This window comes from Clostridium sp. CS001, from assembly GCF_020443565.1.
Classification (GTDB): Bacteria; Bacillota; Clostridia; order Clostridiales; family Clostridiaceae; genus Clostridium_AD.
Window position 1 is genome coordinate 24,420 of the sequence record NZ_JAIZZN010000014.1, and the last position, 14,265, is coordinate 38,684.

Annotated in this window: 15 protein-coding genes; all 15 read right to left on the bottom strand. The window is 33.0% G+C overall.

What is annotated here, in order from left to right; genetic code table 11:
- Positions 1-23: 23 nt before the first annotated feature.
- The gene (locus LGK97_RS10780; protein WP_226259780.1) at positions 24-896 is read right to left on the bottom strand and encodes an HpcH/HpaI aldolase/citrate lyase family protein; all 873 of its coding nucleotides are present in this window, start codon (positions 894-896) and stop codon (positions 24-26) included.
- A gap of 12 nt (positions 897-908) precedes the next feature.
- On the bottom strand, positions 909-1,172 hold the full coding sequence (gene citD / locus LGK97_RS10785; protein ID WP_226259781.1) for a citrate lyase acyl carrier protein: 264 nt from the start codon (positions 1,170-1,172) through the stop codon (positions 909-911).
- Positions 1,173-1,204: 32 nt separating this feature from the next.
- Positions 1,205-1,762 (bottom strand): Fe-S-containing hydro-lyase, encoded by a 558-nt coding sequence (locus tag LGK97_RS10790; protein WP_226259782.1) that lies wholly within the window; start codon positions 1,760-1,762, stop codon positions 1,205-1,207.
- Positions 1,763-1,781: 19 nt separating this feature from the next.
- The gene (locus LGK97_RS10795) at positions 1,782-2,624 is read right to left on the bottom strand and encodes a fumarate hydratase (protein ID WP_226259783.1); all 843 of its coding nucleotides are present in this window, start codon (positions 2,622-2,624) and stop codon (positions 1,782-1,784) included.
- Between the two features lie 143 nt (positions 2,625-2,767).
- Positions 2,768-4,009 (bottom strand): methylaspartate ammonia-lyase, encoded by a 1,242-nt coding sequence (locus LGK97_RS10800; protein WP_226259784.1) that lies wholly within the window; start codon positions 4,007-4,009, stop codon positions 2,768-2,770.
- 134 nt (positions 4,010-4,143) lie between these two features.
- Complete coding sequence (locus tag LGK97_RS10805; protein WP_226259785.1) at positions 4,144-5,601, bottom strand: methylaspartate mutase subunit E; 1,458 nt, start codon at positions 5,599-5,601, stop codon at positions 4,144-4,146.
- 18 nt (positions 5,602-5,619) lie between these two features.
- Entirely contained in the window at positions 5,620-7,014 is a 1,395-nt protein-coding gene (gene glmL / locus LGK97_RS10810) for a methylaspartate mutase accessory protein GlmL (RefSeq protein WP_226259786.1), read from the bottom strand.
- A gap of 20 nt (positions 7,015-7,034) precedes the next feature.
- The gene (gene glmS / locus LGK97_RS10815) at positions 7,035-7,448 is read right to left on the bottom strand and encodes a methylaspartate mutase subunit S (RefSeq protein ID WP_226259787.1); all 414 of its coding nucleotides are present in this window, start codon (positions 7,446-7,448) and stop codon (positions 7,035-7,037) included.
- Between the two features lie 42 nt (positions 7,449-7,490).
- Entirely contained in the window at positions 7,491-8,474 is a 984-nt protein-coding gene (locus LGK97_RS10820) for a GntR family transcriptional regulator (RefSeq protein ID WP_264175018.1), read from the bottom strand.
- Positions 8,475-8,791: 317 nt separating this feature from the next.
- Positions 8,792-9,517, bottom strand: coding sequence for an N-acetylmuramoyl-L-alanine amidase CwlD (gene cwlD / locus LGK97_RS10825; protein WP_226259788.1), 726 nt, complete (start codon positions 9,515-9,517; stop codon positions 8,792-8,794).
- Positions 9,518-9,706: 189 nt separating this feature from the next.
- Positions 9,707-11,323, bottom strand: coding sequence for a Na/Pi cotransporter family protein (locus tag LGK97_RS10830; protein ID WP_226259789.1), 1,617 nt, complete (start codon positions 11,321-11,323; stop codon positions 9,707-9,709).
- Between the two features lie 294 nt (positions 11,324-11,617).
- Positions 11,618-12,010, bottom strand: a complete 393-nt coding sequence (rpsI, locus tag LGK97_RS10835; RefSeq protein WP_226259790.1) for a 30S ribosomal protein S9 — start codon at positions 12,008-12,010, stop codon at positions 11,618-11,620.
- A 24-nt stretch (positions 12,011-12,034) separates the two neighbouring features.
- Positions 12,035-12,469 carry a 50S ribosomal protein L13 gene (gene rplM / locus LGK97_RS10840; RefSeq protein WP_226259791.1) on the bottom strand — a complete coding sequence of 145 codons (435 nt, stop codon included), beginning with the start codon at positions 12,467-12,469 and terminating at the stop codon, positions 12,035-12,037.
- Between the two features lie 165 nt (positions 12,470-12,634).
- Positions 12,635-13,369 (bottom strand): tRNA pseudouridine(38-40) synthase TruA, encoded by a 735-nt coding sequence (gene truA / locus LGK97_RS10845; protein ID WP_226259792.1) that lies wholly within the window; start codon positions 13,367-13,369, stop codon positions 12,635-12,637.
- Between the two features lie 31 nt (positions 13,370-13,400).
- Positions 13,401-14,198 (bottom strand): energy-coupling factor transporter transmembrane component T family protein, encoded by a 798-nt coding sequence (locus LGK97_RS10850; RefSeq protein WP_226259793.1) that lies wholly within the window; start codon positions 14,196-14,198, stop codon positions 13,401-13,403.
- Positions 14,199-14,265: the final 67 nt, after the last annotated feature.

A 14,265-nucleotide genomic window follows, 5' to 3' on the forward strand; every position in this document is an offset into this window, starting at 1 on the left:
CTTCACAACTTTTAAAGTCGATTTTATATTAAACCTAAAAGCTTTGCAAGCTCTACTGTGTTTTTAGCTCTATTTATAACCGGAGCATCTACCATCTTACCGTCTAATGAGAATACGCCCTTACCTTCTTGTTCTGCTTCTTCCATAGCTTCTAGAACTCTTTTTGCGTACTTTATTTCTTCGCCACTAGGAGCGTACACGCCGTGAATGGTATCAATTTGCCTTGGATTTATTGCAGCTTTCCCTGTAAGCCCTAAACTCTTGGCTTTTCTAGTATCTTTTTCTAAACCCTCAAAATCATTGGTATCTGTAAATGGGGTATCAATAGAATCCACCTTCATAGCTTTGCAGGCAATTGCTACTCTATTTCTTGCATAAAATACTTCTTCGCCTTCTTTTGTTCTTTTTATACCTAAATCAGAAGTTAAATCCTCTCCTCCAAGTAGCACTCCCACGATTCTATCGGAAGACTTTATTATATTATAAACATTTTCAACTCCATAAGCTGTTTCAACTATTGGAAGTAGTTTTATACTTCCTTTTTCAAAACCTTCCTCTGCTTCTATGTTTGTAAGTATTTCACCAATAGCCGCAAGTTCTTCCTCCGTAGCTTTTGGTATCATAAGTGCATCTGGTTTAACCCTTGCAATTACGTCAATATCCTGCCCTGCAAATTCGGTAGTAAATGGATTTACCCTAACTACTACTTCTACATTAATATAATCTATGTTCTTTATTGCTTCCCTTACTAAAATCCTAGCGCTATCTTTTTCTGTTAGACTTACAGCATCCTCTAAATCTAATATAATTGAGTCTGCCCCTAAGATTCCTGCATTTTGAAGCATTCCTGGATTATTCCCAGGCATAAAAAGCATAGTTCTTCTCAACTTTTTCATACAATTCACCTCTTACTGAGCTCTTTTTGTAGCAGTTTCTATTCTAGCTTTTACTGTATAGTTTAATGCACCTTTATCTTGAGCATTTACTATAACATTTTCCACTTGTAATTCCCTAAGTGTTTCTAGTATTACTCTTTCAATTTCCTCTCCAAATTGTTTCATAACAATACTTTGAAGATTTATTTCAATACCACCCTTAGGATTTGGCATAAGCATTACATATATATCGTTAGATTCCATTGTTCCTGCTTTGGATGGTTTATTTATTTCCATGGTATCACCTCACACTATAACTTAATTCTAGTTTATTTTATACTTGCTAAATATGCATTTTGACCTTGCTCATATAGATTGTTGCCTTCACTATCTATTACAACAACTATAGGCAGATCTTCTACTTCAAGTCTTCTTATAGCTTCAGAACCTAAATCTTCATAAGTTACTATTTCTGCTTTCTTTACACATTTTCCTATTAACGCTCCTGCTCCACCAATGGCTGCAAAGTATACCGCACCATTTTTAACCATGGAATCTACAACCTCTTTTGACCTAAGCCCTTTGCCTATCATTCCACTTAAACCTTTTTCTAAAAGTTTTGGTGCATAAGCATCCATTCTGTAGCTAGTAGTTGGTCCTGCAGATCCCAGTGCCATTCCAGGCTTTGCTGGAGTTGGCCCAACATAATATATAACTGAATCTTTAACATCCATAGGAAGTTCTTCTCCATTATCAATTAAATCTACTAGTCTTTTATGAGCTGCATCTCTTGCAGTATATATAACACCAGATAATAGAACGCTGTCCCCTGCTTTTAAATCTTTAACTTTATCTTTTGTAAGTGGTGTACTTATTCTTTTCTCCATAAATATTTCCCTCCCCTTATTAAAGCACTGCAGTAGCATGTCTTGCAGCATGACAATTTATATTTACTGCCACTGGTAGACCTGCTATATGCGTTGGATAGGTTTCAATATTAACAGCTAAGGCTGTAGTTCTTCCACCAAACCCCTGTGGTCCTATACCTAGCTTATTTATTTCTTCTGTAAGCTCTTTTTCAAGCTCAGCATAGAAAGGATTTGAGTTTGCTTTATCAGTAGATCTAACCGCAGCCTTTTTAGCAATATTTGCTGCCTTATCAAAGGTTCCTCCTATGCCTACACCCACAACTATAGGTGGACATGGATTAGGACCAGCTTCTTTTACTACTTTTAAAATAAACTCTTTAACTCCTTTAAGACCATCTGATGGTTTTAACATTTTAATTTGACTCATATTTTCTGAACCAAATCCCTTTGGAGCTACAGTTATTTTTAATTTATCTCCTGAAACTATATCATAATATATAACTGCTGGAGTGTTATCTTTTGTATTTACTCTTTCTATTGGGTCTTTAACTACCGACTTTCTTAAAAAGCCATCTTCGTATCCCGCTGCAACACCTTTATTAATAGCATCTTCAAGACTTCCACCTACTATATGAACATCTTGGCCAATCTCTATGAATACACATGTCATGCCTGTATCTTGGCACATTGGCATTTTTTCATTTGCTGCTATATCTGCATTTATTAAAATCTTATCTAGAACACCTTTGGCTATATCCCAGGTTTCCTTCTCCTTAGCCTTTAGTAATTGATTTCTTATATCATCAGAAAGATTGTAGTTAGCACTTATACATAAATCCCTTATGGTTTTTGTTATTTCAGCTATATTTATTTCTCTCATTCATTTCCTCCTTCAATCATCATCTTCTGAGCAATTCATCACTTAATACATTGCACCGTCAACAATTCGAATATTTCAATATGGGAAAAGGCAGTTTACATAAACCGCCTACTTTAAATATTCATCCCAAATTTATTCCTAACTTATTTTCTTCTGTTAACTAAAGCTACAACTCTATTCATTTCATTATTAACAATCATATATCCTTCATCTACACCCATACCTGGTTTTGCCAAGCATTGATCTGCTCCACAAGCAATTGCTATGTTTGTGCACACTTCTGCAGATCTGTTAGTTTCATTACATGTTCCACCAACATATGCTCCTACTTTTAATTTTTTACAATATAATACTGATTCAATTATATTGTTAACTCCACCTAAATCTGGTGTTTTTATTTGAAGCATATGGCCTGCTTTATTGTCTGCAAACAATACTATATCCTCATATGTATTGCACCATTCGTCTGCAACAAGTTCTACGTTAATGTTTCTATTATCAATTTCAGCTGTTAAATCTCTTAATGCTTCCATTTGTCTTTCTCTATGCTCAACGTCCATTGGTCCTTCAATTCTTAAATGGAATGGTTTTGCAGCCTCTCCTAAGGTTTCAATATAATCAGCCATAGCTTTTATATCATTGTTAAATGCAACTCCAATTGTTCCATATACATCTATGTGGAATACTGGATTATAATCTTCACTAGTTCTTAATTTTAATACTCTAGCACTTAACCACTGAACATAAGCAAGTAATTTTTCACCTTTATTACCTAATTTATCAGCAACATGGTTTATTAAAGCGTGAGGCATTACGTCTGCACCTTTTATAATCATTTTATCTGCGTTATCATATCTATCATCCCCAGATTGTGTGAAAATATCAATTCTTTTAATGTCTACTCCAGTGTTATATTCATCACGTACAATATCTGCCATAGTTACTTTTTTAGCTTTAGCTACACCATCAAGAATAGCTTGAGTTACTCCATATCTTATTGCTGTATGAAGCCTTTTACCATTAACTAACATGTGGTCAAACTCTTCTGCAAGTGTTTTAAAGCTTTCTAATTCTCTACCTATTAATTTTGGTGCTATTTCTTTTTCTATAACTGGTATAAAATCTTCTGCAAGGAATAATGGATCTCTTCCGCCTGCTCCAGAATATTGTACTGCTGCACAATCTCCATGTGCTACTTGACCATCCTCAAGTATAAGCATTACTGATATTGACTCCCCTGCTTGTCTAATAGATGTAAATCCTTCTGTTACTGCTTCACCTACATATGTAAATCCATCATGCGCTGCACCCTTTTTTATAGCTCTTTGATCGTCAAAATAAAATCCTGTTCTTCCTGTTGAACATACCACATCAATAATTTTCATATTATCCCTCCTGTATTCCTTATAAGTACTTAACAATTATCAATTGTTAAGCCTCCTGTATTCCTTATAAGTACTTAACAATTATCAATTGTTAAGCCTATCCTTCTATAATTTTTAATATAATTATTAATTATTTATTTCTTTTCTGGTCTTCCTATAAGAACACCTTTTCCTACTGCAAATATATCATCTATTGTCATTTGGAAGCTTACTTCTCTATTTTCGAATTTCGCTCTATCTTCGAGTTTTTTCATATTAAAATTCTTTAATTCTTGCGTAAATGGTATGTTACCAAACTTTAGATATCTTATTGCTCCATTATTATCTCTTGCAGGCATCATTTTACCAGCATTATATTTACTTGGTGCAAATGGAACATCAATAATTCCCATTTCAAAGCCTTTAACTGATCCTGTAGCTAGATCTCCTTTTCCTATTTCATATATCATGTCTATCATACACTTTGTCTCAGCTTTTATTACTTCCATCTCTGTTTTAAGCTCTTGAGACATAGGCATTCTTTGACCTCTTAATAAGTTTAAAGTCATCTTTGTAGCTTTTATTCCTTGAGCATTCGCTTCTTTTGTAGGAATTCCTATAGCTTCATGAGTAGTTTTAACTATAACTTTTGTTGCTCCTGCTAGTGCAGCTGTTGCAGCTCCTGTAGATATAACTCCAAAAGCTTTTGCTTCATCTGCCGGGAAGCCTCCCATCCATTGATGTAAAACCGTTGTTATATATATATCTTTATAACCATTAGCTTTTAAGTATTCGTCACACTGCTCTTCTAATGCTCTTATAGCTGCTACGTCTTGTATTAAATTTCCGCACTGACCATATCCAACTGTAATGTTTTTAACTCCTTGCTCTGCAGCAAGTAAAGCTTCGATTATTGCAATGGCATTTGATGTACTTGGTGGAACTAAAGTTCCTGTTAGTGGTCCAAAAGGTTCTCTATTAATAGATATTCCTTGTTCTTCATAAAAACCAACAAGTCTATCACAATATTGCCAGTCCAAAATTGTTTTTGCTAAGGTTACATTTTTAGCATATGGGATATTATAAGAAATACCGCCGCCTTCATTTGAAGTCCAACCTGAAGCATGAGTTATTTCAGCTAATAATCTTCCATCTGGAGTACCATGTCTTGATTCTAATGGAACATTTATTGCTTCAAAAACTTGTCTACAGCCTTTAACTCCATGGTTAACTCCTGGAAATCCGTTTAGTAGAGATCTTCCTGCCTTTATACTTTCCTTTATTCCTACTTCGCATTCATCATATCTATTTTGTCTTGTGTAACTATCTATTGTTGATGGTAGCAAATCTGCTCCACCTTCCTGTTCTAAAAAGTTTAATAATTCGATATGCTTGTCAATTAACGCAACCCCAGCTCTTGGTTGTGCAAGTGTTATACCTTCTTCTTTAGCTTTAACTAATTTTTTCGCAAAGTTTTTATGGTCAGGAATTTTTTTATTGTATTCTATGGCTTCTTCTAAATCTACCTCGCTACCTGTTGACCATTGGTTTAATACTTCTTTTCTAACCTCAAAGAACTCATCATTAGTCCATTTTTTATTTCTTAATTCCATTAAAATTGCCTCCTAATATTATACTTTCACTAAATACTTTTTCATAATTCTAACAGCTTTATCCGGATAATCTTTAGCAAGTAATCCCATGGCCGATAAAATATAAGTTTTATCAATCAAATACATTGGATTTCGTGGCTTTAAATACATTGGATTTTCAGCATCAAATGCTCCTGCTTTTAAAATATCTTGTGGATTATGGCTATGCACTAGCACCCCACCTGTTCCTATCATATACTTCACTTCCATAAGATCTTTTCCTATTTGAGTATACATAGCTCCCATTGGTGTGTATGCACTTTCAATTGTCCCTACATGCCTTTCCATTGATAACTCTGTAGCTACTTTTGCCATAGCCTCATCAAAATGTATTTCTTCCTCTGTAGTTGGAACCATTTTTACATTCTCTATTCTATACTTACAATTTGCATCAATATCAATTTTTCTTTCTGTATCACCTAAATATTTTCTCATTTTCCTGCTACCAGCTGCTTCTCTTAGTGAAACCGCTGAGTATCTCATACCAAGGTCCCCTTCAACGGTTCTTTTAGCAAAAGGTTCTTCAAGTCCACGTACATTAACTCCTACTTTAGTAGGTTCACCATCTGCCATAGAATGTACATCTGTTGTAGCTCCACCAATATCAACGATTATTAAATCTCCTAGGCCTTTTTCTTCATCACTTCCTAGGCTCAATATCCTTGCAGCTTTTAGTACAGCAGCTGGAGTTGGCATTAAAATACCTTTTACATAATCCTCTGCATTCCTTAGTCCCTTAGCATCTATTATCTTTTCCATAAATACTTTTCTAATTTCTTCTCTGGCTGGCTCTACATTTAGTACATTTAAACTTGGCATTACATTTTCAGTAATGCTAAAATACATTTTAGCTTCATTGAATATTTCTCTTACTTCATCGCTTGCTACTTTATTCCCAGCTACGACTATTGGTAATTTAACTTTATTATCAGCAAGCATTTTTGCATTGTGTATTATACATTCCTTATTGCCACCATTGGTTCCACCTGCAAGCAATATAATATCTAGGTCTGAACTTTTAATTTCTTCAATTTCATCCAAAGTCAATTCATAGCTATACACTTTTAATACTCTAGCCCCTGCTCCAAGTGCCGCTCTTTTAGCAGCCTCTGCTGTTAAATCTGGAACTAGACCAATTGCTATCATTTTAAGGCCTCCTGCGGCTGAGGAGCATGCTAACTTATTAATAAAGTTAACTTCTTTATCTTTAAGTATTTCTTCTATTTTAGAATAGGCTTTTTCAAATCCTATCATTATGTCATCTTGAATTGTAGTTATGTCTTTAGCTGTAGCAATTATTTCTTCTTTTTCTAAATCTACAGCAGTTAGTTTTGTGTATGTACTTCCAAAATCAATAAGTAAATATGCATCCACTTACAACACCTCAATTAATTTTATGATATACCTAATCCTTCTCTTAAATCATTTATTGTTGTTTCTAATGATGTTCCTGGTGGATATATTCTATCAAATCCCATTGCTTTAAATTTATTGTATACTTCTTCCCAATTTTGTTTTCCAACAACTATGTTTCCACCTACAAGAAGGAATATTCCATCTAAGCCTGCTTCATTACATTTGTCTCGCATACCTCTGCAGTCAATTTCTCCGTGACCATACAATGAAGATACTATTATAGCATCAGCATTAGTTTCCACGGCTGCATTTATGAAATCCTCTTGTGGTGATAGCACGCCTATGTTTATAACATTAAAACCAGCTTCCGTTAAAGCATAATCTAAAATCTTATTTCCAACAGCATGACAATCTGATCCTATTACTCCTAGAATTAAAGTCTTTTTTTCCATTTTTAAAAAGCCTCCTAATAGTTTGTTGTTTTTTTTAATATATTATTTATTGAACTTTATTTCAATAATCTTTGACCTAAGCGCTTTTACCGAGCCATCATCAAGACTATATAAAAATTGAATTATTTCCTTATTATCAGAATTTAAATTTTTAATATCTTTATACCTACCTGGAGATACTATCATAACATCTGATCTTTCAATTATATCTTTAATCTCATTCTCATCAGTAGTATTCGAGTATGTTATATCAACTTCAGATAACCCTGCCCTTTCCAATGCTCCCTTTATCTTAAACATAAATTCTTCAGAGATACACATGAATCCGAATTTTGTATTTGCACCATATCTAGCAATTTTAACTATTGGTTCTAAGTTTGGAGTTATTGCAACTCCTAAAATCTCCTTATTAAGTCCCTCAGTTAACCTTGTAACTTTATTAATGTGATTGAATGTAGTTATTATAAATTCTGCACTTTCAATCTTGTCTTTAGTGTTCTTATCCATCTTTTCTAACTCACTGACCGTTACATACATTACGTTCATATTGCTATTCTTACTAAGCTGACCACTAAACATTATGGCTTGTTCTATGTTGCACTCTACATATACCGCAACAATCTTGTCCATTATTTGCTTCTTTTCATTTACCCTTTGTTTAACTATATCTAAAAACTCTTCTGGGTTCATTCCGATTTCTAATGCTTCCTCTAACCCCCAGTCCACAAACCTCATTATCTTTTTCTTGATATCATGGTTCTCCCAAGATACAGCTTCTTCAACTACAAAAGTGCCCTTTCCTTGATAGGATTTTAAAGCACCTTCTTGCTCTAGATCATTATATGCAGTACTTATAGTATTTCTGCTTACCTTTAAACCTTGAGACAATTCTCTTTCTGTAGGCATTTTCGTTCCAACCTTGAGAGTTCCCTTTTTTATTTCATCCATAATCTGTTTTTTTACTTGTATATAAAGTGGTACTCCACTCTTTTTATTTATCTCGATGTTAATAAAAATCCCTCCCAAAGCATATTGGATTAATGGACTAGTCCACTACCTTCTATAGGATACCATGTGGACCAATCCATTACAATCATCGGTTTATAATCGTTTATTGTTATTTTTAGTTGTTTACTGAAATTACACTTGTTATTCTAGCTTATTCTTAGTTTTTTTGCTATTTGCTCTTGATTTCAATTTCTAGAAGCCTTGTTATGTCATCCCTAATATATGCTCATTTACAATTGGCTTTACTTAAAAAGTCCATTCAAATAATAAGGAGGCATATTCCTAGAATATTACGCCTCCCTCCCCATTATCAAAACCTATTTTATTATAATTTTTTAGTCCACTGAAATATTATTAAAAAATTCTCCTACAGATTTGATTATAGTGTCTGCAATTTTTTGTTGATATTCTTCTGATTTTAATTTTTGTTCTTCTTCGTAATTTGATAAAAATCCACATTCAACAATAATACCAGGCATAGTATCATATTCCCTAAGTATCTTATACGAATTTTTAGCAGGCTTTTGCACCCTCTTGTTGCTAGGGTCTAAATCTACTCTAAGATTTTTCTGTGTTATACCTGCAAGCGTAATGCTATCTTTATAACTTGAATACCATACTTGTGCTCCATAATATTTACTCTCAGAAAAATGATTTAAATGAATACTAATTAACATGTCGCAGTTACTAGATTTCTTTAAATCGCATCTTCTTTTTAAATCTTCATTATACCTTTGTCTTATAGTTCCATCAGTTGAGTAGAGTTCCGTACCAACCTCTCTTGTCATAACCACCTTATATCCTATCTTTTGCAAACTCTCTTTAAGTTTTGTTGCTATACTTAAATTAATATCTTTTTCTGTAGTACCACTTTTGGAACTTGCTCCACCATCCATTCCCCCATGACCAGCATCAATAAGTATAATCTTGTCCCCTACTTGTAACTCTTTATTGGTTTTCATTGCTTCTTTTGCAAAGTTTAAATTTGACCCCAACAAACCGACCATTCCAGCAAAAATTACTATTACTACTGCTATTAATTTATTATTTCTGTATTTCAATGCACCCACCCTTTATTTATTTCTATCGTTAATCTTATTCAACTCCTAGGTGATTTATTATCATTTCTATTCTTACTTCAGATGTATAAATATAGGTATTAATATAATTCTTAGTAAAATAAAAAAGGCACCAACTAAAAATCTTAGCTGATACCCTTTCATAGCATATTATTACAACTTAAATTATGATTATTTGTTTATTACTACTTCGGCAATATTGGTTGCATGATCTCCTATTCTCTCAAAGTTACTAATAACATCTAGGAATACAGCTCCAACTGTAGCATTACAACCACCACTATTTAGCCTACGTATATGTGAAGCGCGTAATTCCTTTTCCAAACTGTCGATTCTATCTTCTATTGCCATAATTGATGCTGCCTTTTTTAAGTCTTGATTTTCAAAACTTTCGATGCTTACTTCCAATGCATTAACTATGTATTTAAACATGCCTTCTAATTCATCCTTAGCCTCACTTGAAAACTCTAGTTTCTTTTGAATCTTTTCACTAGATAAATCTGCTAAGTTTTCTGCATGGTCCCCTATACGTTCAATGTCATTTACTACATGGAACATAGAAGTTACTATATTAGTTTGAAGTTCTGATAACTCTGTACTTGATAATTTCACTAAAAAGGATGTAATTTCACCTTCCAGTAAATTAATTAGTTTTTCATTATCATAAACAGTTTTTATTGATTTTTCATCATTATTCATAAAACACATCACAGCTAGTTCCACATTTTCTTTTGCTAAGTTAGCCATTCTAACTACTTCTTTAGTTGTTTGCCCAACCGCAATAACTGGAGTTTCTAGCAATCTTTCATCAATATAATTTACACCCATAGTTTCTATTTCATCTTCGCCTGGTATTAATTTATTAACAAGTAAAACAAGATATTTTATAAATGGAACCATTATTATTGTATTCGTAATGTTGAAGATAGTATGAGCATTTGCAACTTGTCTTTTTATGTCGGAAACTCCTCCAGGTGATAAGTGTTGCACAAGACTTACTAATGGATTAATTAATGGAATAAAAATTATAGTACCAAATATATTAAAAAACAAGTGTATTAAAGCTGCTTTTTTTGCTGTTTTAGAGGTTCCTATGCTGGATAATAAAGCCGTTACACAAGTACCTATATTATTACCAAATAAAATTGGCACTGCAACTGTCAGTGGGAGTGCCCCAGTAGAAGCTATTGCCACTAAAATACCTGTTGACGCTGATGAACTTTGTATTACTGCAGTCATCAATGCACCTACTAGGATTCCCAGTATAGTATTTCCCTCTAACTTAACTATCAAGGTTACAAAGGCTGGTGAATCTGCTAGTGGAGACATAGCATTCTTCATTAATTCCATTCCTAGGAAAAGAATACCGAATCCTAATATAATGTTTCCTGCTTCTTTACCTTTTTTACCTTTTGAAAATAATATTGTTAGAGAACCTATTCCTAAAAATATAGGTATTATATTATCAAGTTTAAATGCAATTAGCTGAGCAGTTATCGTAGTTCCTACATTTGCTCCCATAATCACTGCAGCTGCTTGATATAAATTCATAAGCCCTGCATTAACAAAGCCCACAACCATTACTGTAGTTGCACTACTGCTTTGGATAATTCCTGTTATTATAGCCCCTGTTGCTACACCTTTAATTGGATTAGATGTGATTTTCTCGAATATCTTCTTTAGTTTTTCACCCGAAGCATTTTCTAAACCATCACCCATCATTTTCATTCCATATAGGAATAACCCCAACCCTCCAAAAAGACCAATAATTATATTTACAACATACATGAAATCCCTCCATACTTAACTCTATTATTGATATTAAATTACCATATAATAATACTATATCTTCTACCTAATTGTTAAGCAATTTACATCATATTTAACATATATTTTAAGAATCTTAACATAAACATAACATAAATTATATTTACTTTTTGATGTACTTGTGGTAATTCTTTTAAAATAGTTCCATTAATGGGATTTGAACTTATCTACATAATTTTGTACACAAACTCATATAATATAAAAAAGGAATATGCACCTTTAATAAGTGCATATTCCTTCTTAAATACAAGAATATTATCTCTTTGAGAATTGAGATGCTTTTCTTGCTTTTTTAAGACCATATTTCTTTCTTTCTTTCATTCTTGGATCTCTTGTTAAAAATCCTGCTTTTTTAAGCTCTGGTCTTAGTGTTTCGTCAGCTTTAAGTAAAGATCTAGAAATTCCGTGTCTTATTGCTCCAGCCTGACCTGTATATCCACCACCGTGAACATTTACTAAAATATCAAACTTTTCTTTAGTTCCAGTTAATACTAATGGTTGATTAACTATAAGCATTAATGTTTCTAATCCAAAATAGTTTGTTATGTCTCTTTTATTTATAGTAATTTTACCTTCGCCAGGTACAAGTCTAACTCTCGCAACTGATTTCTTTCTTCTTCCTGTTCCTAAATATTGAACCTTTGCCATTATATTTCCTCCCTTCGAACTCGATTAGTATTTAAGCACTAATGTTTGTGGATTTTGTGCTGCATTTTTATGTTCTGGTCCTCTGTATACAGTTAATTTCTTAGCTGTTTGACGACCTAATGGTCCTTTTGGAAGCATTCTTCTTACTGCCTCTTCAAATATGAACTCAGGTCTTTTAACTAAAGCAACTCTATATGGAACTTCTTTTAATCCACCTGGATAAAAAGAGTGATGTCTTAACATCTTTTGGTCCAATTTCTTACCTGTTAAAACGATTTTGTCAGCATTAACTACTATTACAAAATCTCCTGTATCAACATTTGGTGTAAATGTTGGCTTATGCTTTCCTCTTAATATTGCTGCTATTTGACTTGCTGCTCTTCCTAAAACTAGTCCTTCTACATCTACAACGAACCAATTTCTTTCTACTTCTAATGGTTTTGCTAAGTATGATTTCATTATTTTCCCTCCCTGAACTTTTAACAATTTTAATTTCTATGCTAAAGATCCGGGGCTAGTGGATCTTATTACACGATAACATATACAAACATTAATAATTATAATACATTCTACCGGGTGTGTCAATGTTTTTGCATAGGATATTCCGGTTTTATTATTTTTATTTTAATAAAACACTTCTTCCAAACATAGCCCACCTGGTGGAACGGATTTTCCAGCCTTTGATCGCTGTTTTGATTCAATTATATCTTTAATTTCATTAGGCTTAATCTTTCCTTCTCCAACCCTAATTAGTGAACCCACTATTATTCTCACCATATTATAAAGAAATCCATCTGCAGCAATATATATCTTTATCAAATCTTCATCTTTTGTAATCTGAAGCTCCGAGATGGTCCGTACAGAAGTTTTGGCTGAACTACCAAGATTTTTAAATGCGGAGAAGTCATGGGTACCTATAAAATACCCAGCAGCTTCTTTCATTGACTCTGTGTCTAATGTCCATTTGTGATGATATAAATAATTACGACCAACTGCAACTGCTTCACGCCTATTAAGTATAGCATAACTATATCTCTTTCCTGTACTATTATACCTTGAATGAAACTCATACGGTACATCAGAAGAGTGTAAAATTACAATATCTAAGGGAAGCTTACTATTGATAGCTCCTGTAAATTTTTCTATAGATATCTTGCTATTAGTATGAAAATTAGCTACATACCCTTTTGCATGAACTCCAGCATCCGTTCTGCTAGAACCTATAATTTCAATTTCTTCTCCTGTGATTTCCTCAATGGCCCTTTCAATTACCCCTTGAATAGTTATGGCACTTGGTTGCCTCTGCCATCCTGCATAGTTGGTTCCATCATATTCCATTGTAAGCTTTATATTTCTCAATGATTCACTTCCTTTGTACTTTAGCATCTTATTACGTTCTGCTAAAAATGGTTATAACAAATAGCAGTGCAAACACCAAACTAGCAAGGTAATCTCTTCTTGTTATGTTTAATTCTTTCATTCTAGTTCTTCCTTCTCCACCTTTATAGCATCTTGATTCCATAGCCATTGCCAGCTCATCAGCTCTTCTAAAAGAACTTATAAATAATGGTACTAAAATAGGAATTAAACTTTTAGCTCTTTTTACTAAATTACCAGACTCAAAATCAGCACCTCTTGCCATTTGTGCTTTCATAATTTTATCAGTCTCATCCATAAGGGTAGGTATAAACCTTAATGCAATAGTCATCATCATTGCCAATTCATGAGCTGGTATACCTATTCTTTTAAATGGATTCAAGAGATTCTCTATTCCATCAGTTAACTCTATTGGGGAAGTAGTTAGTGTTAATACTGATGTTCCAATAATTAAAAACACTAATCTAACTATCATAAATGCTGCGGTTATTAAACCTTCCCTATAAACCTTTATGAATCCAATCTGAAAAACTAAATGTTCTCCATTAGTCATAAAAATATTCAATACTGCGGTAATAAGTACTATTGCAAAAATTGGTTTTAAGCCTTTGTAGACATACTTAAAAGGTAATTTAGCTATTAGTATTGTAACTACAATAAATATAAGTACAAATAAATAGCCATTAAAATTATTTACTAAGAATAGATCAATAATAAATAATAGAGATATTAGTATCTTTAATCTTGGATCTAATTTATGTACAAAAGACTCCCCTGGTATGTATTGACCTATTGTAATATCCTTTATCATACAAATTCCTCCAATGTATTATAAGAAGCACATATTGCTATTTTGTATATGATTTCTTATTCATACA

Bases quoted from the DNA above. Each gene is read 5' to 3' on its own strand.
- LGK97_RS10780 (WP_226259780.1), bottom strand. From the start codon at position 896: ATGAAAAAGTTGAGAAGAACTATGCTTTTTATGCCTGGGAATAATCCA.
- rpsI (WP_226259790.1), bottom strand. From the start codon at position 12,010: ATGGCAAAGGTTCAATATTTAGGAACAGGAAGAAGAAAGAAATCAGTT.
- LGK97_RS10795 (WP_226259783.1), bottom strand. From the start codon at position 2,624: ATGAGAGAAATAAATATAGCTGAAATAACAAAAACCATAAGGGATTTA.
- LGK97_RS10830 (WP_226259789.1), bottom strand. From the start codon at position 11,323: ATGTATGTTGTAAATATAATTATTGGTCTTTTTGGAGGGTTGGGGTTA.
- LGK97_RS10805 (WP_226259785.1), bottom strand. From the start codon at position 5,601: ATGGAATTAAGAAATAAAAAATGGACTAATGATGAGTTCTTTGAGGTT.
- citD (WP_226259781.1), bottom strand. From the start codon at position 1,172: ATGGAAATAAATAAACCATCCAAAGCAGGAACAATGGAATCTAACGAT.
- LGK97_RS10850 (WP_226259793.1), bottom strand. From the start codon at position 14,198: ATGATAAAGGATATTACAATAGGTCAATACATACCAGGGGAGTCTTTT.
- rplM (WP_226259791.1), bottom strand. From the start codon at position 12,469: ATGAAATCATACTTAGCAAAACCATTAGAAGTAGAAAGAAATTGGTTC.
- glmS (WP_226259787.1), bottom strand. From the start codon at position 7,448: ATGGAAAAAAAGACTTTAATTCTAGGAGTAATAGGATCAGATTGTCAT.
- LGK97_RS10800 (WP_226259784.1), bottom strand. From the start codon at position 4,009: ATGAAAATTATTGATGTGGTATGTTCAACAGGAAGAACAGGATTTTAT.
- LGK97_RS10790 (WP_226259782.1), bottom strand. From the start codon at position 1,762: ATGGAGAAAAGAATAAGTACACCACTTACAAAAGATAAAGTTAAAGAT.